This window comes from Prevotella intermedia ATCC 25611 = DSM 20706, from assembly GCF_001953955.1.
Taxonomy (GTDB): Bacteria; Bacteroidota; Bacteroidia; order Bacteroidales; family Bacteroidaceae; genus Prevotella; species Prevotella intermedia.
In genome coordinates, this window is sequence record NZ_CP019301.1 from 144477 (window position 1) to 163229 (window position 18753).

An 18753-nucleotide genomic window follows, 5' to 3' on the forward strand; every position below is an offset into this window, starting at 1 on the left:
GCCGTGGCAATGCTCAAGGAAGTTGCGTATTGCTCGTTTGGCTTGATGAAAACGCCTTGTATACTGAACGTATCGTTGGGGCGGAGGTGCCCCAACGAGTTTGTTTTTACATATTCAGCGTGCCCGAATTTACAACAGGTTGGGTTGCGCTTTCGCTGCACAACACCACCATAAGGTTGCTCACCATGGCTGCTTTCTTGTCCTCGTCAAGCTCTACAATGTTTTCCTTGTCGAGCTTTTTCAGTGCCATATCCACCATTGACACTGCTCCTTCTACGATTTTCTCGCGTGCAGAGATGATAGCACTTGCCTGTTGGCGGCGCAACATAACGGCGGCAATCTCTGGAGCGTACGCAAGATAGTTGATGCGAGCCTCTATAATCTCGATGCCAGCCATCTCTAAACGCTCGTCGAGAGTCTGCTCCAACAGTTTGTTTATCTCTTCGCTGTTGTCTCGGAGGGTTTGTGCCTCGCCGTCGTCGTCGAGGTTGTCGTAGGCGTATTGACCTGCCACGTGGCGCAAGGCAGCATCGCCCTGTATGCGCACGAAGCGTTCGAACGCCTCCATAATGTTGCCTACAGCTGCTTTTGTGCTTATCTCTTCGCTTGAACCAGCCATTGTCTCAGAGTCAATCTCAAAGATTGCCTTGTACGTATCTTTGAGTCGCCACACCAACATCATACCAATCATAACGGGGTTGCCCGTCTTATCGTTCACTTTGATAGGCTCAGCGTCGATGTTGCGTGCACGGAACGACAGCTTTTTGGTGTTGATGAAAGGGTTTACCCAGTGGAAACCCACCTCGGTGAAGGTTCCCTTGTATTGTCCGAAGAACATCATAACGCGCGCCTCGTTGGGTTCTATCTTCACGAAACCGCAGGCACAAAAGAGGAAACTCAGCAGCAGCACCGCAGCAAGAGCAAGCCAGATTCCGCCGTTTTGGTCGTCGTCCAGCAATATAAAACCATAAATCGCACTTGCCACACCACCTATAAAGGCTGCAAGAACGAGTACGAGCATAACAAAACCGTTTATTACACTTCCTTTAAATGCAAATTCTTTCTTTTCCATAGTTCTATTGTTTTTGAATGTTATCTTAAAAGTAATATCATTTTGATATCGCAAAGATATGCTTTTAATTTTGAATTTGCCAAATGTTTCTGCAATAATTAAGATACATTAACGATACTATCAGACAGCGGAACGCCCTTGCAGCATTGGTGCAGACCATACTGCACTGACGCTGCAAAGGCGTTGCATCGTTGTTGCAAAGGCATTACACTGAAAGTGCAGAAGCCGTTGCACAACATAAAAACTTACGCAAGACCGTGTGGAAGTCTGCGCAAAACCGTTCGAAAGTCTGTTCGTTGCTGCACAGAAGCCTATTCGGAGAATCTTGCGATAGCGGCTTTGCCCTTCAAGCAGAATGGTTTTGCGAGGGTGGCAGTGTCGTGTTTGCCGATGCGTTCGCCGTCTACGAAGATGTCTTCGAGGGCAAATACCACCGTTTTTCGGCTGTCGCTGAAGCATTCGTCCTGCACGATGCCCACTTCAACGTCTATGCCGTGCCGCACGATAATGTTGAAGTCGATAGCCCCCTTTGTGTTTTCAGAGCTTACAACCTCGTTGCCTTCAAACCTGTATAATTCGTTGTGCGACAGCAGTATGCGGCGTCCGTCTTTCAACAACGTTATTTCGCCCTCCAAGGGGAGTATGTAGCGTGTGAAGCCCGTGAAGTCGGAGAAGTCGCTTTCCGTCAGTTCGATGATGGCAGACGATATGCGCAAGTCGAAGCGGCGTGCCGCCAAGTCGCCGTCAGCGGGGCTGATGAATATCTGTCGTGTAGTTCCGCCCTTCCACATTGTGGTCTGGTACTGTTCTTGGGTTGTTATTTCCATGTTTTCCGAAGCATTTTTTGTTTATTTATCGTAGTTGTTTCAACACTGCAAATATATGAATTTAATTCCGAAAACCCCTTGTTTTCGTGCGGATAATTGCTGCGTTGGGGAAGGTGAAACTGCACTGGATATTTGGTGTTGTGAACGAAAAGTGGTATATTTGCAGTAGAAACGCAAACACCAATAAGTATTATTCAAACAGTAACCGATGGGAAGAAACAAGTTTTCGGAAAGCGAAATAAAGGAAATAGCAAAGCTCTTGCGACTTAAAAATGCGGGCAACCGCTACCAACAGAAGCTCGTGCGCCACGACTTGCGTGTGGATTACGAGTTCAACATCTCCGATTTCAACCAACCGGGCAAAGCCTTTGGAGAGAAAGAACTGCACGATACGATACGCCGTGGTGCTATCGTTATACTCGACGAGCAGACCATTGCCGATATGAAAGCAAAGCGAGCACGCGACAAGGCGCGCGACCAAGCACGCCAAGAGGCAGAAGCCATTGCCAGCGGAGAGGTTACGGACTGGAAAGAAGCAATGAAAGAGTGGGAAGCACAGACGGAAAACCAGCAATAGCGCATAGGTATTTGTAAGACGCAATGTTGGTTGGGGTGCAATTTATTACGCTGCTAACACAGTAGAAAAAATAAAGTGTCATATAGAAATTGTAGTTTTCCTAGAATACCTAGAACTTTAAGCCAACGCATAGAAACAACTTTGATTTTGTAAAGATAATTTATAAGGAAAACGCTAATTTTGATTTGGCATTGCGAAAGCGGCTGTTTTGCATCGCAAAACAGCCGCTTTTACCGTGCAAAACCTACGCTTTTGGATTGCAAAACAATAGGTTTTGCAATGCGTTGATAACGAGGTGGTTATACGATAGTTATGCTTGTGAAAAATATTTACACATTTGTAACCTGCTTATCGTTGGTATGGAGGAAGGAGAGAAGGTGCGGACTTCTGTAATAAAGAGGGGGCGATATTTTTCGAGCGAAGTTCTCAACAACTTGTGGGCGGACGAGATACTGTGCATTTTCATTAAGGTTATTATGTGTTGCTGAGAGTTTTGCTCGAAAATAGAATAACTCTATCTGGTAACAAATAAGAGTTAAGGTCAGTAATCAATAAGATAGCCAAAGAAACGGAACTTGATAAATTCTTTGTCTATGGCTATATACTCATAGTGAAAGCCACCAAATACTTTCATTAACCTTACTAAATACTTTTGTTATCTATGCGTGATACAAAAAGATTTTGTAACTTTGTGGCGACAATTTAATAATACTTGAAATGCTATGAAGAAGTTTTTTATATTTATCATCGTTGTTTTAGGACTGATGGTTGCTGTGTTTGCAGCTTATGTTCTGATTAAGTGGTATCCAATCCGTGGACATGCTGAGTTGGAGGAGATTCAACAGTATGATACAGATAAGATACCAGTCGAGCCAAAAGATTTCAGAAATGATTTCGAAGAGATATTCGAACTGGTCAAGGATAGGTACCCATATACAGATAAGAAACATATAAACTTCGATTCGATTCACGACACATACCTTCAGCGCATTGATACTATGCAGTCGAAGGTGGCTTATTCATTGCTGATAATGGAATTCTTCAGCAATTTGAAATGCGCTCATGCTGATAATTACTGCATACAGTTTCCTTGGTTTATACAAGGACAGAATATCGCAGTCGTTGAGAATCGTGTATTTATTGATAACCCATTGGACTTTGCAGTCAAGGCTGGATTGCAGGATAAAGACGAGATTGTTTCAGTAGATGGTGTACCAACAAGAAAATGGGTGATGCGCAATGCCAAGTATATCTCTGCCTCTACCGATGCCTACCGTTACCTACGGTCGGCAATGGATATACTCTGTAGTTATACAGACTCTATAAAGACGCTTGGTATTATTCGGCATGGCAAACCACTAACGCTCACAGTTCGTTTGCAATCTGAATATTTCCCCACAAAGACAGGGGGACAAAGCGTAACATGGAAAAGCTTATCTTCAAAGGTTGGATATATTGATGTGAGAAGTATGGAAGATGGTGCTGATACGAAGTTTTATGAAGCTTTGAAACAACTAAGCAAGCTACCATTCCTGATAGTTGATATGCGTAATAATGGTGGAGGAAACAGTAGGATAGGAGACAGTATTGCGCAGTACCTGATAACAAGTGAACAGGTAATCTGGAATGGTTCTTCAATGTCGCCTTCTCCTAACCGTTATCAGGGCAAGGTAATTATCCTGATGGGTACTTACACCTGCTCTTCGGCTGAGAGTTTTCTCATTACAATGAAGGAGAGCGGTGATGCTGTATTGGTTGGTACACCTTCAGCAGGCGATACAGGTGGAAACCCATGCTTATTTAAAACCTCGCATGGAATATTCTATCGGATTCCTGTGGGTCATAGTTTCACTACTTCCCCCAAGGGCTTCCCTTTAGAAGGCAAAGGGGTAGTTCCCGATTATCTTGTACCGATGCGGGTCAATGATTTCTTATTGGGGAAGGATACCCAACTATCTTATGCACTGGAACTGACAGAGAAATATTCACGGCACTTTGCTCGATGACGAACTAAATCGGACTTTTGATATTTATTCCGATAAAAGGATAGATAGAATAACGAAAGTGCAGAAATTATCATACAGAATAATAGCAAAAGCCACGCAAACCGACAATTTGCGTGGCTTCTTTTTTTCGCTTTGCTCAACAACCCGTATTTGTCTTTGAGCGAGTAGGCAAAGCCTTTGGCGAAGAGGAACTGCACGATGCAATACGTCGTGGTGCTATCGTTATCCTCGACGAGCAGACCATTGCCGATATGAAAGCAAAGCGGGCACGCGACAAGGCGCGCGACCAAGCACGCCAAGAGGCAGAAGCCATTGCCAGCGGAGAAGTTACGGACTGGAAAGAAGCAATGAAAGAGTGGGAAGCACAGGCAGAAAGCCAGCAATAGCGCATAGGTATTTGTAAGGCGCAATGCAGTTTGGGGTGCAATTCATTACGCTGCTAACACAGTAGAAAGAATTAAGGGTCATATAGAAATTATAGTTTCTCTATAATCCATAGAACTTTAAGCCAACGCATAGAAATAGCCTTAATTTTGTAAAGATAATTTCTTTGAAAAATGCTAATTTCGATTTGGCGTTGCGAAAGCGGCTGTTTTGCGATGCAAAACAGCCGCTTTTACCGTGCAAAACCTACGCTTTTGGAATACAAAACAATAGGTTTTGCAATGCGTTGATAATGAAGCGGTTATGCAATAGATACACTTGTGAAAAATATTTACACTTTTATTGCCTACTTTCCGTCTATAAAACGAGGAATGTAGGGGTAGTTGTGTAGCTGCTGAAAGGGATTCGTCTATGCGGTAAGGCGAAGCGATAGGAGCATTCTGCTGATTATCAGCTGGCTTTGAGGTGTTGTTTTGGGGCTGCCAAATTATTGGTCGGGGTTCTCCACAAAACCTTTGTATTGGTCTTCCAAGCCGCTGTTTATGCTTTCGTAAGCTTTTTTCAGGGTTGCCTGCTCGAACTCCGCATCCTTTCCTTTCGGCTCTATGGGTTTGTGAATGGTAAGGGTGAGGGGGTGCCAAACAGGGAAATGCCAGTCTTTGGTGCGTGGCATTACGTCGAAAGAGCCGTTGATGGTTATCGGACAAACGGGCAGTTGCAGCTCGTTTGCCAGCATGAATGCGCCACGGCGAAATATGCCCAAATGACCCGTAAAGGTGCGTGCGCCTTCAGGAAATACCACTACCGACATACCTTCGCGAAGGGTTTCGCGGGCTTGGTCGTAGGTTCGCTTTATCTTGCTCGCTCCTGACTTGTCTACAAATATGTGGTGGGCGGACTCGCAGGCTATGCCTACGAAGGGTATTTTGCGTATTGCCTTCTTCATCAGCCACTTGAAGTTGCGACCGAGAAAGCCGTAAATAAGGAATATGTCGAACGCTCCTTGGTGATTGGCAACGAACACATAGCTTTGTTTGTCGCACAGATGCTCTCGTCCTTCAACCTTTACGGGCAGCAAGAGGGCACGAATGACGAACCGTCCCCACAGTTTGCCAGGGTGATAACCCCAGAAATGCCCGTCGCCAAGCCTACACCCAACGGCTGTTACAATGGCTGTTATGAGCGATGCAAGCAGGAAGAGGGGCAGGAAAATGAAGAACGCATAGAGCCGATAGAGCAGTGTGAGGACTGCGTTGAGCGGTGTTTTGCGTTTGGCGAGTGTAGTTGTTTGGTTGTGTTGTTGCATTGTAGTTCGGTTTTATGTCGGCTATTTTGTTGTTGCGGCTCTGAGTGTAATCACCACAATCTCGTTCGGCATATTCAGTCGGAACGGTGCAAAGCCTCCCAATCCTGCGGTTACGTTGAGTATATGGTCGCCACTTCGGTAGACGCCGTAGTCGTTTTTCTCTTTCAACTGTGTGGGGCGGAAGCCGAATATCTCCATTTGTCCGGCGTGGGTGTGGCCGCACAGCGTTATCTGTGCCAAGTTTTGAGGCAGTATGTGGCGACGCCATGCCGACGGGTCGTGCTGCAACATAATGACGAATGCGTTTGGTTTCACTCCCTTCAGTGTTTGCTTGTAGTCGGCTTTCTGTGGGAAGGGCGGCTTGCCGTCGTTCTCTGCTCCTGCAATAACGATGCTGTCGTTGCCTCGCCGTATGATTTTGTTGCTGTTGTTCAGCAGTGTCCAGCCTAATTTATTGCGCACAATGTCGGCAAACAGTGCCACTTGCTTCTTCTCTTCTTCGGGTGTAACGTCCACATATTCAGCATAGTCGTGGTTTCCTGCCACGGCTATGGTGCCCTTCATCGACGACTTCAGCAGCGGCGCGAAGAGCAAAATCTCGTCGGGTCGCATATTCTGCAAGTCGCCCGTGAACACTATTTGGTCGGCTTTTATGCTTCTTATGCTGTCCATTTCGTTTTCGAGAATGCCTTTTCGCCACCCTTTGAACGAGCCGACGTGGAGGTCGGACACGTGAATGATGCGGTATCCGTCGAAGCTTTTGGGCAGATTGGGCACCGTTAGTGTTTCGTGGCGCACCCTAATCTGCGAAAAGCCGTAGGTGAGTCCGAACATATAGGCTGAAAGAGCTACGCTGCCGACTGCCACACCTACGTAATGACCATAGTTTCGGCGCGTGCGAATGATGGTTTTGCGCACTATCCAGCCTATGAGCGAGCAGATGCCGAAGATGGTTTTCGGTCCTACGAATGCGCCCAAGAGAAACAAATAGGTGTTGAGCCACGTAAGATTGCTCGGTGCAAAGTTGCGTATCGATGCCAAGACACAGGTGTAAATGACGAGGAAGATGGTGGGAATCCACCAAGCAAGCCTCTGTTGCCACGACAGGCGAATGCGCTTGCGGAAGTAGTGGGCGTCTATATAAACGTCGGAAAGTACGATGACGAGCAGTAGGGGAATGGCTATTCGGGCAATCATAGATTTACTGTTTTATGTTTCGGAAAGTTATTTGTTCGCCTCGATAGTCGGCATCGAACTTGCCGTTGTCGAGTATATGGACGCCGTTGCAAAGCGTATGCAGTACCTGCCAGCTGTATTGGTGTCCCTGCATCGGGCTCCATTTGCACTTGCTCTGTATGTTTGCTTCGGTTACAGTCCAAGGCGTGTTGGGCTTTACGATGGCGATGTCGGCACGATAGCCCTTGCGCAAGAAGCCCCGCTCGTCGATTTGGAAGAGTCGGGCAGGGGAGTGCGCCATCAGTTCGACGAGCCTTTCGATGGTCAGCACGCCGTTATCGACAAGTTCCAGCATCGTCGGCAGCGAGTATTGCACCATCGGCATGCCCGAAGTGGCACGTGCGCAGCCGCCCTGTTTCTGCGATAAGAGGTGGGGTGCGTGGTCGGTTGCCACAGTCGTGATGCGTCCGTCGGCAAGTGCTCGGCGCAGTTCGGCACGGTCGTGCGCTGTTTTCACCGAGGGATTGCACTTTATCAGTGCCCGCTTCGTGGTGTAGTCGTCGTTCGTGAAGTAGAGATGCGCTATCACAGCCTCCATCGTTACGAAGTCGCGGACGTGCGGTTGCTGCAGCAAATCCAGCTCTCGAGCCGTCGAAAGGTGGGCAATGTGCAGGCGTGTCTTGTGTTTCAGTGCCAGTTCCACTGCCAATCGTGAACTTTCGCAGCACGCTTTTTCGCTCCGAATCTTGTAGTGGTGGCTGATGTCGGGGTCGTCGCCGTAGCGTGCTTTCGCCTCTTTCATGTTCTCGTTGATGATGCCCGAATCCTCGCAGTGCGTCATTACGGGTAGCCCTTCGGCTGCTGCGGTGGCAAAAATGCTCTCCAATGCGTTGCGTCGGTCTACCAGCATATTGCCCGTAGATGCGCCCATAAAGAGTTTTACGGCTGGTACAAGGTGCTTGTCGAGCTGCTTTATGGTGTCGCTGTTGGTGTTTGTGGCACCGAAAAAGAACGAATAGTTGATGTGGCTGCTACGTTTGGCACGCTCGAACTTGTCGTTCAGTGCGTCAATCGTCGTGGTCTGCGGGTTTGTGTTGGGCATTTCGCAGAACGAAGTAACTCCTCCGTAGGCTGCCGCACGGCTTTCGCTCTCTATGTTCGCCTTGTCTTCCATTCCCGGTTCGCGGAAATGGACGTGCGTATCTATAACTCCGGGAATAACAAAGCACCCCGTAGCATCGATGATTTCATCGAAATTGCTACGGGGTGCTTCGTTTTCGGGTATGATATTGGCAATCCGATTGTCTTCAATGACGATTGCGCCATTGAAACTTTGTCCTTCATTGACAATCGTTCCGCCGTGAATGAGTTTCCTCATCGTGTGTCGTGTCTATATATAATGTGTAGTTTTTATTGTCTTGCCGTCAGTGTGTCGCCTGCCATTTCGGCTGGTGTCGGCGGCACAATGTCGCTGTTGGGCGTTTCTGCCATACCTGTCTGCATTGGTTCCTGCGCAGGCATTTCCATACCATTCATTTCCTTTTGCGCACGTTGGAAGTTCTCGTAGAAGTCCTTTATTGCACTGTTGGCTTTGAAACTGTCGGGTGCTTTCGCTATAATGAACTCCACCCACGAGGGCAATTGGCTGATTGCGTTCATGTAAAGATAGTCGTTCATCCATACAGGGTACGCATTCGGCGTCATATCGTACGACACTCGCGTGAGAAAGCCCCACGGCGAGAGCGCATTGTCGAAGTTTTCGGTTACGAAAGCCGTAAAAAGCTTGTCGATATTGGCATATACCTGCAATGCTTTCTTTATAAGACGGGCGTCGGTAGCTTGCTCGTCGTGTCCGTTCATAATGGCTGCGCCTTCCTCGTGGTCTATTTCAACATACTGATTGCGCAGCTGTGTGAACTTCTTCCAGAAGGTATTGAGCTTGTCGTTCAGCGGTGTGCCGCTCACATTCAGCTGTGTATTGTCGAGTTTCAGGTGTATATTGCCTTCCTCGAGTACGAGGGGAAACTGCAAATTCATATCGTCCATATACACTTGCACTATCTGTACGGAGTCGAGTGTGCCTCTGAAAGCGAACTCTCCGTGTACGACATCGCACGAATCGATGGTTATCAGCGTGTCGGCAGAGCCTCCTTTCAGGTACAGTTTCCGTCCGTCGAGGTTGGAAATGTTTGACGAACCCTGTATATAATATGACTTGGCGCACGACGTGAATGTCATTAAGACAATGAAAGCGTATAGTATTTTCTTCATAGAATGCGTTCTTATTCTGACATACAAATTTACAATGTATTTGTGAAGTAGCGAAAGTTTTTCATTGAATTTAATTTATTCACGGTGTTTTTAGGCTTTTTTCAAGTTTATGATTGTTTCTCTTTCCCTATCAGATAGTCTATTCTGTGTATGGTATAAATCTCGAGTGCGGTTGCAATGAGCAGGATTACGACCCAATTATGATAGAAAATGTTCACGTAGGTGGTATATCCGCCAATGGAATTGGCAAGATATTGCTTTACGAAACCGTAGCTGTCTTCCACCATGAACAAGCCTGCAAGAATGAAACCTATGTCTGCCAGCACCATAATCTTGCGCAGGCGGCGTATGGTAAGGTTTGTTCCGAGGTATTGTTGGCGCATCTGCATGGTGGCAAAGCATATTGCGCCTATCAGCATTATTATGCAAGCCACGTCTTGTATGATAAAGAAAGCGTAAAGACCAGTGCCCACTGCCATCAGCAAACCGCCGATGGCGTAGATGATGCTTTCCGTTTTATTCAGTTGTCTCATATTGGTTTTTGCCCTTTAAGGGTTGCTCGTCGTCGCTCAATACGAATATATCTTCGTCGTCCGCCTTCATGAAGTATCGTTCGCGGGCTATCTTTGCGATGGCGCGAGGACTTTTTTTCAGTTCCCGCAGCCTTTCCGTATCGTGCTGATACATCTTCTCGTATTTGTCAATCTCGGTGTTGAGGTCTTTTATCTGATAATAGCATTCCACGCGACGGCGGAAGCTGTTCTCGTCGAGAACGCCCACGATGAGCACACCAAGTATGATGACGATATGATACCTGAAGCGACTTAGGAATGAAAAAATATGTCCTGTAATTTTGCTCACTTTGTTCCTTGTTACTATGTGTAGCCTTTCGCCAATGCCATTGCGCTGCAAAGCGGTGCAGACATCGTCGTGGCTATCTTCTGCAAAAGTAATGAAAACTTTTGGAAAATGCAGGAACGGTGTGCAGATTTTACGCTAATTAACAATTAAATCTTCCTTGCTGTCCTGCCATTCCCTTACTTTTTATTATCTTTGCAACACCAAAAGAAAATAGAACTATGGACGAATATATCGTTTCGGCACGAAAATACCGACCCATGTCGTTCTCTACCGTGGTGGGACAGCAGGCTCTTACCACAACGTTGATGAACGCCGTGAAGAACGGAAAACTTGCCCACGCTTACCTTTTCTGCGGCCCCCGTGGCGTAGGAAAGACCACTTGCGCACGCATTTTTGCCAAGACCATCAACTGCGAACACCCTACCGAGCAGGGCGAAGCGTGCAACGAGTGCGAGAGTTGCCAGTCGTTCAACGAGGGACGAAGCTACAACATCTTCGAACTTGATGCGGCAAGCAACAACTCTGTTGAGAATATCAAGACGCTGATGGAACAGACTCGCATTCCGCCACAGGTGGGACGATACAAGGTTTTCATCATCGACGAGGTGCACATGCTGTCTACTGCGGCTTTCAACGCTTTTCTGAAAACGCTGGAAGAACCGCCCGCACACGTCATCTTCATTCTCGCTACGACCGAAAAGCACAAGATTCTGCCCACCATACTCTCGCGTTGTCAGATTTACGACTTCGAGCGTATGTCGGTGTCGGGCATCATCAACCACCTGAAAGCAGTGGCAGAGAAAGAGGGAATCGCTTACGAAGAGCAGGCATTGAACGTGATTGCCGAGAAAGCCGACGGCGGAATGCGCGACGCACTCTCCATTTTCGACCAGGCAGCGAGCTTCTCGCAGGGCAACATAACCTATCAGAAAGTGATAGAAGACCTTAACGTGCTGGACACGGAAAACTATTTCAACATCGTAGACCTATCGGTTGAAAACAAGGTACCCGAAATAATGGTGCTCCTGAACAACGTCATCAACAAGGGTTTCGATGCAGGCAACCTCGTGAACGGCTTAGCTTCGCACGTGCGCAACGTGCTGATGGCGAAAGACCCACAGACACTTCCGCTGCTCGAAACCAGCCAGCAGCAACGCCAACGCTATCAGGAACAGGCGGCAAAGTGCCCCACACAGTTCCTCTACAAGGCACTGGAGGTTATGAACCGCTGCGATGTGGAATACCGCCAAAGCTCGAACAAGCGACTTTTGGTGGAACTTACGCTCATACAAGTGGCACAAATCACGCAGAAAGACGACGATGTGCCCAGTTCGGGGCGTAGCCCCAAGCAGCTGAAAACCCTGTTCAGAAATCTTATTGTAAAGGCTCAACCGCAAACAGCGTCGCAGGTAGCTGGGGCGAGCCGTAAGCATAATGCCCACGACGATGGGCGCAGCAGCGTGGCAACCCACGTTACCGTCAGCACCACAACCCCTCCCGCGAGCACTCCTCCCGCCGTTCCCACCATGCCGAAAGTAAAGCTCGGCGGTCTCGGAATGTCGTTTGCAAACTTGCTGAACGAAGGAAAGAAAGAGGAAAAGCAAGAAGAAGAGGTAGAAATAACCAACAAGGACGAGAACCAAAGCTTCACCCCACAGGAGCTAATCGTGGAATGGAAGGGTATGTGCACCCGCATTGCCAAGACGAACGCAGGCTTGGCGCAGCGTATGAAGTTTATAAAGCCACAGATTCTGCCCGACGGAAAGATAGAAATAGTGGCAGGAAACAAAATCCTACTCGACGAAATGCACGCCATTCAAGGTCGCATACGTGCCACGATGGCGCAGCGTCTGCACAACGGACAAATCGACGTGGTGTTGCGATTGGCAAAGGCAGAGGAGATAAAACCCATTCTCACCCCTCGCCAAGAACTCGAGAAAATGAAGCAACAGAACAGTTCCATCGCTAAGCTCATTGAGCAGTTGGGGCTCGATTTAGCGTAAAGGGCAGCGCAAAGCCAGCGTTTCTACGCTGCATTAACAGCGTGTTCATCTAGAAATTCTAGTTTTCCTAGAGCTTCTAGAAACTCTAGCATAAAACTTTAAAACAGCCTTCCTTTTGTAAAGATAATTCCAACGAAAAACGCTAATTTCGATTTTGCACTGCGAAAGCGGCTGTTTTGCAACGCAAAACCTACGCTTTTACCGTGCAAAACAGCCGCTTTTGGAATGCAAAACAATAGGTTTTGCAAAGTGTTGATAATTAAGCCATTACGCAACAGTTACGCTTGTGAAAAATATTTACACTTTTGCCGCTTGCTTTTCGTCCATAAAACGAGTTGTACGGGCGAAAGTTTCGTGGTGGCGCAAAGGGTTTTTGCCTGTCGGTTCGTGCTTTTGGCGGTGTGTGGAAATGGGGCAAATAGAGTAATAATTGTTACCACTGCCCCCTTATTCCTCAAAGTTTCTTAATTTATTGCGCTTGTCAATCTTTTTTAATATAATTTAGTTGGAAAGCTTACATATTTACGCTTTTAAAGTGTTACTTTTGCGTGAATATTAAAAGAAAGTAGTACAAAATCCAGAATTATGGCAGAAGCTATAGACATTCGCGAACTAAACATAAGGATAGAACAGAAGAGTGCATTCGTAACAAATCTTGTTACAGGAATGAATCAAGTCATCGTGGGGCAGCAGCATCTTATCGACTCGCTGCTCATTGGTCTGCTCAGCGACGGACATATCTTGCTCGAAGGTGTGCCGGGACTGGCAAAGACACTGGCTATAAAAACGCTTTCGCAGCTTATCAGCGCAAAGTACAGCCGCATACAGTTCACCCCCGACCTTCTTCCTGCCGATGTCATAGGTACGCAAATCTATTCGCAAAAGGAAGAAAAGTTCCAAGTAAAGAAAGGTCCGGTGTTTGCCAACTTCGTCTTGGCCGACGAAATAAACCGTGCGCCGGCGAAGGTTCAGAGTGCGTTGCTCGAAGCGATGCAGGAACACCAAGTAACTATCGGCGAGGAAACCTTCACGCTGCCGACGCCTTTCATGGTAATGGCAACGCAAAACCCAATAGAGCAGGAGGGAACCTATATGCTCCCAGAAGCACAGGTAGACCGTTTCATGCTGAAAGTAGTTATCAACTACCCAACACTCGAGGAAGAAAAGCGTGTCATTCGTGAAAACCTGAGCGAGCATCTGCCCATCGTAACCCCCGTAACATCGGCAGACGACATACTCGAAGCCCGCAGCGTGGTGCGCGAGGTGTATATCGACGAGAAGATAGAGCAATACATTGCCGACATCGTTTTTGCTACCCGCTACCCCGAACGCTACGATTTGGCGAGCCTCCGACAGATGATTACCTTCGGCGGAAGTCCACGTGCCAGCATCAACCTTGCCAAGGCAGCACGTGCATACGCCTTCATAAAGCGTCGCGGATATGTTGTTCCAGAAGATGTTCGCGCCGTGGCACACGATGTTCTGCGCCACCGCATCGGTCTTTCCTACGAGGCTGAGGCCAGCAACGTAAACACCGAAGGCATCGTAAGCGATATTATCAACAAAGTACAGGTTCCCTAAACGCAACGGACGGATAACGTATGAACACCACCGAAATGCTCAGTCGGGTACGAAAGATTGAGATTAAGACGCGTCGTCTTAGTCAGAACATCTTTGCAGGGCAATACCATTCAGCCTTCAAGGGGCGTGGTATGGCTTTCTCGGAGGTGCGTGAATACCAGTACGGCGACGATGTCCGCGATATAGAATGGAACGTTACGGCACGTTTCCATCACCCCTTTGTGAAGGTTTTCGAGGAAGAACGAGAACTCACCGTGATGCTGCTCATCGACGTCAGCGGCTCGTTGGACTTCGGAACAACCCACCAGATGAAGCGCGATATGGCAACCGAGATTGCCGCAACCCTTGCTTTCTCTGCCATACAGAACAACGATAAAATCGGCGTTATCTTCTTTTCCGACCGCATAGAGAAATATATTGCACCCAAGAAGGGGCGCAAGCACATTCTCTACATCATACGTGAGATGCTCAACTTCGAGCCCGAAAGCAAGAAAACCGACGTCAATGCAGCCATAGAGTTCCTCACCCGTGTGGTGAAGCGACCTTGCACGGCGTTCGTGCTGAGCGATTTCTACGTGCGTTCCGACTTCGAGCACGTGTTGCAGATAGCTAACCGAAAGCACGACGTCATAGCCGTTCAGGTGTACGACATTCGTGCCAAGGAGTTGCCCGACGTAGGACTGATGAAGGTCAGCGATGCCGAAACAGGGCACGAAATGCTGGTAGATACGGGCAGCGTAAAGTTGCGCAACGCCTATAAAGCCAATTGGCTGAAACGGCAGGACGAATTGCAGGCAGTGTTCTCGAAGAGCAATGTAGACTGTATATCCATTGCAACGAACGACGATTACGTTAAAAAACTAATGGCACTATTTGCCCAACGAAGCTGATGAAGAAGTTTTTCCTAACCATAACCCTCGCTCTCGTGGCTGTACTCGCCTCTGCACAGGTGCGTGTGAAAGCCGTGTTGGACTCTGCGAAGATACTCATAGGCGAGCCAACCCACTGGTCTGTCGTGGTAGATGCCCCCAAGGGTGCGAAGGTGGCGTATGCCCACTTTGCCGATACCACCAATGTGCCGCGCGGAATAGAGGTTATGGAACAGCACATCGACACCGTTCGCAACGGCAATGCCTACACGCTGGCATTCCGTCGCACCCTTACGGCGTGGGACGCACGCAACTACGAGCTGCCTGCCGTTACCGTTCAGGTAGACGGAAAGGACTATACCACCGACAAACTCGCCTTCGATGTCGAGGAAGTGAAGGTAGACACCGCTGCTACGGCACCTGCACGACCCAACGACGGCATACAGAAACCACCGTTTCAGCTAAGCGAGTGGTTACCATATTACGGTCTTTGCGTACTCGCCTTGCTGCTCTTGGCAGTGGCATACGCCATCAGTCTGCGGTTGAAGAACCAGAAACCGCTTGTGAAACGCAAGCAACCCGAACGCAAACTGCTGCCACACGAGAAGGCAATGCGTGCCATAGAGCAGGTGAAGACTCAGAACAGCAGTACTGACAACGCCGACGAAAAGGCGTATTACACCGCACTCACCGACATTCTCCGTGAGTATCTGGAAGACCGATTCGGCATTAAGGCAATGGAAATGACGTCGGCAGAAATCGTGGAAACGCTGCGACGCGAGAGCAACAGCGAGACCAACGCCGAGTTGGAGCGTGTGTTTGCCACTGCCGACCTTGTGAAGTTTGCCAAGTATTCCACACAGGACAACGAGAAGAACTACTATCTCGGCAATGTCGTGGACTATATAGAAGAAACCAAGGCTGGCTATCAGCCACCGCAGGAACCGACCCTTTCGGCTGCCGAACAGGAAGACTTGCGCAATCAGCGTATGCGTCGCATCTTGCGTTGGTGCAAGTATGCCGCCATCGTGGCAGCCCTCGCACTTGCTGCTATCGCAGCGTGGGGCATAACCGAACTGATGAATTAAGAGGAGGACGAAGCGAAAATGGAATTTGCAAACAAAGAATACTTATTGCTGCTTTTGCTCCTTATACCTTATATAATATGGTATTTCCTTTACAGGAACAAAAGCGAGCCCACGCTGCGTATGGGCGATACCTTTACGTTTCGGTATGCACCGAAGAGCTGGAAGGTGCGCCTTGTGCATCTGCCCATGCTCCTGCGCTGTGTGGTATATGCACTGGTGGTCATCGTTCTGGCTCGTCCGCAGTCCAATAGTCCCGTTGGCGACGAGCAGGTAGAGGGCATCAATATTATGTTGGCGGTCGATGTGTCTGCCAGTATGCTGTCCGACGATGTGGAACCCAACCGCATCGAAGTGGCAAAAGACGTGGCACGGGAGTTTATTTCCTCACGTCCGAACGACAATATAGGGCTTACTATCTTTGCAGGAGAGGCGTTTACGCAGTGCCCAATGACCACCGACCACGCCTCGTTGCTTAATTTGCTGGCTGGCGTAAGAGCCGATTTGTCGGTGAACAAGCTGATACAAGACGGTACGGCAATCGGTATGGGATTGGCAAATGCTGTCGGACGCCTCAAGAACGTTGAGGCTAAGAGCAAGGTTGTAATACTCTTGACCGACGGAAGCAACAATGTGGGCGACATTTCGCCCCTCACAGCCGCTGCCATAGCAAAGAAGTTCGGCGTGCGTGTCTACACCATCGGACTTGGAACCGAAGGTACCGATGCGCAGGGAAGGGTCGTAGGCGAGATAGACTATAAGACCTTGCAGGACATTGCCATGCAAACCGACGGCGAGTTCTACCGTGCACAGAGCCGAAGCGAGCTGTCGCAGATATACAAGGACATCGACAAATTGGAGAAAACAAAGCTCGATGCCACCTCCTACGGTAAGCGATACGAGGCTTATGTGCCTTTCGCTATGTTGGCATTGTTGGTGTTTTTTGTCGAAGTAGTGTTGCGAATAACAGTGTTTAAACGTATTCCTTAACGGACATAAGGGCGTTCGGAGAGGACAAGAATAAAAGAAAGAATGTTCAGATTTGCTAATCCCACATACCTATGGTTGCTTCTGCTGATTCCCATATTGGCAGCAGTCTACCATATTTGGGCTTTCAAGCGCAGCAAACGTATGGCTCGTTTCGGCGACAAAACGCTGTTGAGGCAACTCGTGCCAGGCTATTCAAAGCATCGTCCGCTGCTGAAATTCTACCTTATGGAGGTTATCCTGACGCTCTTGGTCGTTATGATAGCACGTCCGCAAATGGGTACGAAGATATCGAAAGACAAGCGTGAGGGCATCGAAGCGATGATTGCGTTGGACATCAGCAACTCTATGCTTGCCGAAGATGTCGCTCCGTCGAGGTTGGAACGCAGCAAACGGCTCGTTGAAGACCTGCTGAATCATTTCACAAACGATAAAATCGGACTCGTAGTCTTCGCTGGCGACGCTTTCGTACAGCTGCCAATTACTGCCGATTACATATCTGCAAAGATGTTCTTGGACAATATCAGTCCTTCGCTCATAGGCTCTCAAGGCACCGATATAGCAAAGGCAATCGAGCTTTCGCAGCATAGTTTCACGCAGAACAGCAAGTTCGGCAAAGCCATCATCATCATTACCGACGGCGAAAACCACGAGGGCGGGGCAGAAGAGATGGCTCGGAAGGCGCAGAAAGCAGGCATTCGGGTCTTCATTCTCGGCATCGGTTCAACGGCAGGAGCACCCATTCCGATGGACGACGGCAGCTATTTGCAGGACAAGAACGGACAAACCGTGATGACAAAGCTCAACGAGGATATGTGCAGAAAGGTTGCCGAGGCTGGAAAAGGTATGTACATACATGTCGATAACACGGCGGCGGCAGAGCAGATGCTCGACAACGAGATTGCAAAAATGCAGCACGGCGAAATTGAAAGTGTGTCGTACAGCGATTATGCCGACCAGTTTCCCGCCCTTGCAGCCATCGTCTTGCTTCTCCTTATCGTAGAGGCATTGCTTATGGAACGCAAGAATCCGCTGCTCAATCGCATAAATCTGTTTACTAAGAAATAAATGATAAGGAAATTATACATATTGCTTTGCCTTGCTTTTGTCGTACTTGCGGCAACGGCACAGACCGATAGGCAGTACATTCGCAAGGGTAATGCAGCCTTTGCAGCCAAGAAGTACGGCGAAGCAGAGGTGAATTACCGAAAGGCTCTCGCTGCCAACGGGCAGAATGCGATAGCCGCTTACGACCTCGGTTGTGCCATGCAGGCGCAGCACAAGGATTCTTTGGCGATACAGAACTACACGTTGGCGGCGGAAAACGAGGCGAACAAAGTCCGCCGTGCAAGTGCTTTCCACAATCTGGGAACGGTATTTCAAGGTAAAAAAGACTATCAGAAAGCGGTGGAAGCCTACAAGAATGCACTGCGCAACAACCCCAAACACACCAACGCACGCTACAATCTGACCCAGTGTATGCGACTTCTGAAGAAGCAACAGCAGCAACAACAGCAGAACAAGCAGCAGCAAAAGGACGATAAAAAGGATAAGAACAAGAATAAGAACAACGATAAAAACAAGCAGCAGAATCCTCAAGACAAGAAGAAAGAGGACGACGGAATGAGCAAGGACAACGCCGAGCAGATGCTGAATGCAGCCATGCAGGAAGAAAAAGCAACGTTGCAACGGCTCAAGGAACACATGAAGCAGTCTCCAAGCAGACATTTAGAAAAGAACTGGTAACG

17 protein-coding genes and 2 pseudogenes are annotated in these 18753 nt (G+C 48.4%); 10 read left to right on the forward strand and 9 right to left on the reverse strand.

Annotated features, from left to right (window positions below):
- Positions 1-106: 106 nt before the first annotated feature.
- Together BWX39_RS09195 and BWX39_RS09200 are read right to left on the reverse strand one after the other, a co-directional pair.
- Positions 107-1072, reverse strand: a complete 966-nt coding sequence (locus BWX39_RS09195; protein WP_028906367.1) for an SPFH domain-containing protein — start codon at positions 1070-1072, stop codon at positions 107-109.
- 311 nt (positions 1073-1383) lie between these two features.
- Positions 1384-1899: a HutD family protein gene (locus tag BWX39_RS09200; RefSeq protein ID WP_028906368.1), complete on the reverse strand. Its 516-nt coding sequence runs from the start codon at positions 1897-1899 to the stop codon at positions 1384-1386.
- A gap of 208 nt (positions 1900-2107) precedes the next feature.
- Between BWX39_RS09200 and BWX39_RS09205 the strand changes: the two genes are divergently transcribed.
- From BWX39_RS09205 to BWX39_RS09215, 3 genes and pseudogenes are all read left to right on the forward strand, one after another.
- Complete coding sequence (locus tag BWX39_RS09205; RefSeq protein ID WP_028906369.1) at positions 2108-2476, forward strand: hypothetical protein; 369 nt, start codon at positions 2108-2110, stop codon at positions 2474-2476.
- Positions 2477-3198: 722 nt separating this feature from the next.
- Positions 3199-4482: a S41 family peptidase gene (locus BWX39_RS09210; RefSeq protein WP_028906370.1), complete on the forward strand. Its 1284-nt coding sequence runs from the start codon at positions 3199-3201 to the stop codon at positions 4480-4482.
- A 155-nt stretch (positions 4483-4637) separates the two neighbouring features.
- Positions 4638-4868: pseudogene (locus BWX39_RS09215) on the forward strand (hypothetical protein); the annotation flags it as partial.
- 100 nt (positions 4869-4968) lie between these two features.
- Here BWX39_RS09215 and BWX39_RS12785 read toward each other — a convergent pair.
- From BWX39_RS12785 to BWX39_RS09250, 7 genes and pseudogenes are all read right to left on the reverse strand, one after another.
- Positions 4969-5175 (reverse strand): annotated as a pseudogene (locus tag BWX39_RS12785) (hypothetical protein).
- Positions 5176-5353: 178 nt separating this feature from the next.
- Positions 5354-6172: a lysophospholipid acyltransferase family protein gene (locus tag BWX39_RS09225; RefSeq protein ID WP_028906371.1), complete on the reverse strand. Its 819-nt coding sequence runs from the start codon at positions 6170-6172 to the stop codon at positions 5354-5356.
- 21 nt (positions 6173-6193) lie between these two features.
- Positions 6194-7369 carry a metallophosphoesterase gene (locus BWX39_RS09230; protein ID WP_028906372.1) on the reverse strand — a complete coding sequence of 392 codons (1176 nt, stop codon included), beginning with the start codon at positions 7367-7369 and terminating at the stop codon, positions 6194-6196.
- A gap of 4 nt (positions 7370-7373) precedes the next feature.
- A complete protein-coding gene (locus BWX39_RS09235; protein WP_028906373.1) occupies positions 7374-8726 on the reverse strand; it encodes a dihydroorotase in 1353 nt (450 codons plus the stop codon).
- A 32-nt stretch (positions 8727-8758) separates the two neighbouring features.
- Positions 8759-9619 (reverse strand): DUF4369 domain-containing protein, encoded by an 861-nt coding sequence (locus tag BWX39_RS09240; protein WP_014708408.1) that lies wholly within the window; start codon positions 9617-9619, stop codon positions 8759-8761.
- Positions 9620-9726: 107 nt separating this feature from the next.
- Positions 9727-10152: a hypothetical protein gene (locus BWX39_RS09245; RefSeq protein WP_028906374.1), complete on the reverse strand. Its 426-nt coding sequence runs from the start codon at positions 10150-10152 to the stop codon at positions 9727-9729.
- Positions 10136-10480, reverse strand: a complete 345-nt coding sequence (locus BWX39_RS09250) for an FtsB family cell division protein (protein WP_028906375.1) — start codon at positions 10478-10480, stop codon at positions 10136-10138. Before BWX39_RS09250 ends, BWX39_RS09245 begins: the two co-directional genes overlap by 17 nt.
- 218 nt (positions 10481-10698) lie before the next feature.
- Between BWX39_RS09250 and BWX39_RS09255 the strand changes: the two genes are divergently transcribed.
- The 7 genes from BWX39_RS09255 to BWX39_RS09285 all read left to right on the forward strand — a co-directional run bounded on the left by BWX39_RS09255 (position 10699) and on the right by BWX39_RS09285 (position 18751).
- Positions 10699-12483, forward strand: coding sequence for a DNA polymerase III subunit gamma/tau (locus tag BWX39_RS09255; RefSeq protein ID WP_028906376.1), 1785 nt, complete (start codon positions 10699-10701; stop codon positions 12481-12483).
- A gap of 585 nt (positions 12484-13068) precedes the next feature.
- Positions 13069-14064, forward strand: coding sequence for an AAA family ATPase (locus BWX39_RS09260; RefSeq protein ID WP_028906377.1), 996 nt, complete (start codon positions 13069-13071; stop codon positions 14062-14064).
- Positions 14065-14084: 20 nt separating this feature from the next.
- Positions 14085-14954 carry a DUF58 domain-containing protein gene (locus BWX39_RS09265; protein WP_028906378.1) on the forward strand — a complete coding sequence of 290 codons (870 nt, stop codon included), beginning with the start codon at positions 14085-14087 and terminating at the stop codon, positions 14952-14954.
- Complete coding sequence (locus BWX39_RS09270) at positions 14954-16021, forward strand: hypothetical protein (RefSeq protein WP_028906379.1); 1068 nt, start codon at positions 14954-14956, stop codon at positions 16019-16021. Before BWX39_RS09265 ends, BWX39_RS09270 begins: the two co-directional genes overlap by 1 nt.
- A gap of 18 nt (positions 16022-16039) precedes the next feature.
- Positions 16040-17008, forward strand: a complete 969-nt coding sequence (locus BWX39_RS09275; protein ID WP_028906380.1) for a vWA domain-containing protein — start codon at positions 16040-16042, stop codon at positions 17006-17008.
- A gap of 42 nt (positions 17009-17050) precedes the next feature.
- The gene (locus BWX39_RS09280) at positions 17051-18073 is read left to right on the forward strand and encodes a VWA domain-containing protein (RefSeq protein WP_014708420.1); all 1023 of its coding nucleotides are present in this window, start codon (positions 17051-17053) and stop codon (positions 18071-18073) included.
- On the forward strand, positions 18074-18751 hold the full coding sequence (locus BWX39_RS09285) for a tetratricopeptide repeat protein (protein WP_028906381.1): 678 nt from the start codon (positions 18074-18076) through the stop codon (positions 18749-18751).
- Positions 18752-18753 lie beyond the last annotated feature (2 nt).

Coding starts and splice junctions, on each gene's coding strand:
- BWX39_RS09195 (WP_028906367.1), bottom strand. CDS start 1,072: ATGGAAAAGAAAGAATTTGCATTTAAAGGAAGTGTAATAAACGGTTTT.
- BWX39_RS09200 (WP_028906368.1), bottom strand. CDS start 1,899: ATGGAAATAACAACCCAAGAACAGTACCAGACCACAATGTGGAAGGGC.
- BWX39_RS09205 (WP_028906369.1), top strand. CDS start 2,108: ATGGGAAGAAACAAGTTTTCGGAAAGCGAAATAAAGGAAATAGCAAAG.
- BWX39_RS09210 (WP_028906370.1), top strand. CDS start 3,199: ATGAAGAAGTTTTTTATATTTATCATCGTTGTTTTAGGACTGATGGTT.
- BWX39_RS09225 (WP_028906371.1), bottom strand. CDS start 6,172: ATGCAACAACACAACCAAACAACTACACTCGCCAAACGCAAAACACCG.
- BWX39_RS09230 (WP_028906372.1), bottom strand. CDS start 7,369: ATGATTGCCCGAATAGCCATTCCCCTACTGCTCGTCATCGTACTTTCC.
- BWX39_RS09235 (WP_028906373.1), bottom strand. CDS start 8,726: ATGAGGAAACTCATTCACGGCGGAACGATTGTCAATGAAGGACAAAGT.
- BWX39_RS09240 (WP_014708408.1), bottom strand. CDS start 9,619: ATGAAGAAAATACTATACGCTTTCATTGTCTTAATGACATTCACGTCG.
- BWX39_RS09245 (WP_028906374.1), bottom strand. CDS start 10,152: ATGAGACAACTGAATAAAACGGAAAGCATCATCTACGCCATCGGCGGT.
- BWX39_RS09255 (WP_028906376.1), top strand. CDS start 10,699: ATGGACGAATATATCGTTTCGGCACGAAAATACCGACCCATGTCGTTC.
- BWX39_RS09260 (WP_028906377.1), top strand. CDS start 13,069: ATGGCAGAAGCTATAGACATTCGCGAACTAAACATAAGGATAGAACAG.
- BWX39_RS09265 (WP_028906378.1), top strand. CDS start 14,085: ATGAACACCACCGAAATGCTCAGTCGGGTACGAAAGATTGAGATTAAG.
- BWX39_RS09270 (WP_028906379.1), top strand. CDS start 14,954: ATGAAGAAGTTTTTCCTAACCATAACCCTCGCTCTCGTGGCTGTACTC.
- BWX39_RS09275 (WP_028906380.1), top strand. CDS start 16,040: ATGGAATTTGCAAACAAAGAATACTTATTGCTGCTTTTGCTCCTTATA.
- BWX39_RS09280 (WP_014708420.1), top strand. CDS start 17,051: ATGTTCAGATTTGCTAATCCCACATACCTATGGTTGCTTCTGCTGATT.
- BWX39_RS09285 (WP_028906381.1), top strand. CDS start 18,074: ATGATAAGGAAATTATACATATTGCTTTGCCTTGCTTTTGTCGTACTT.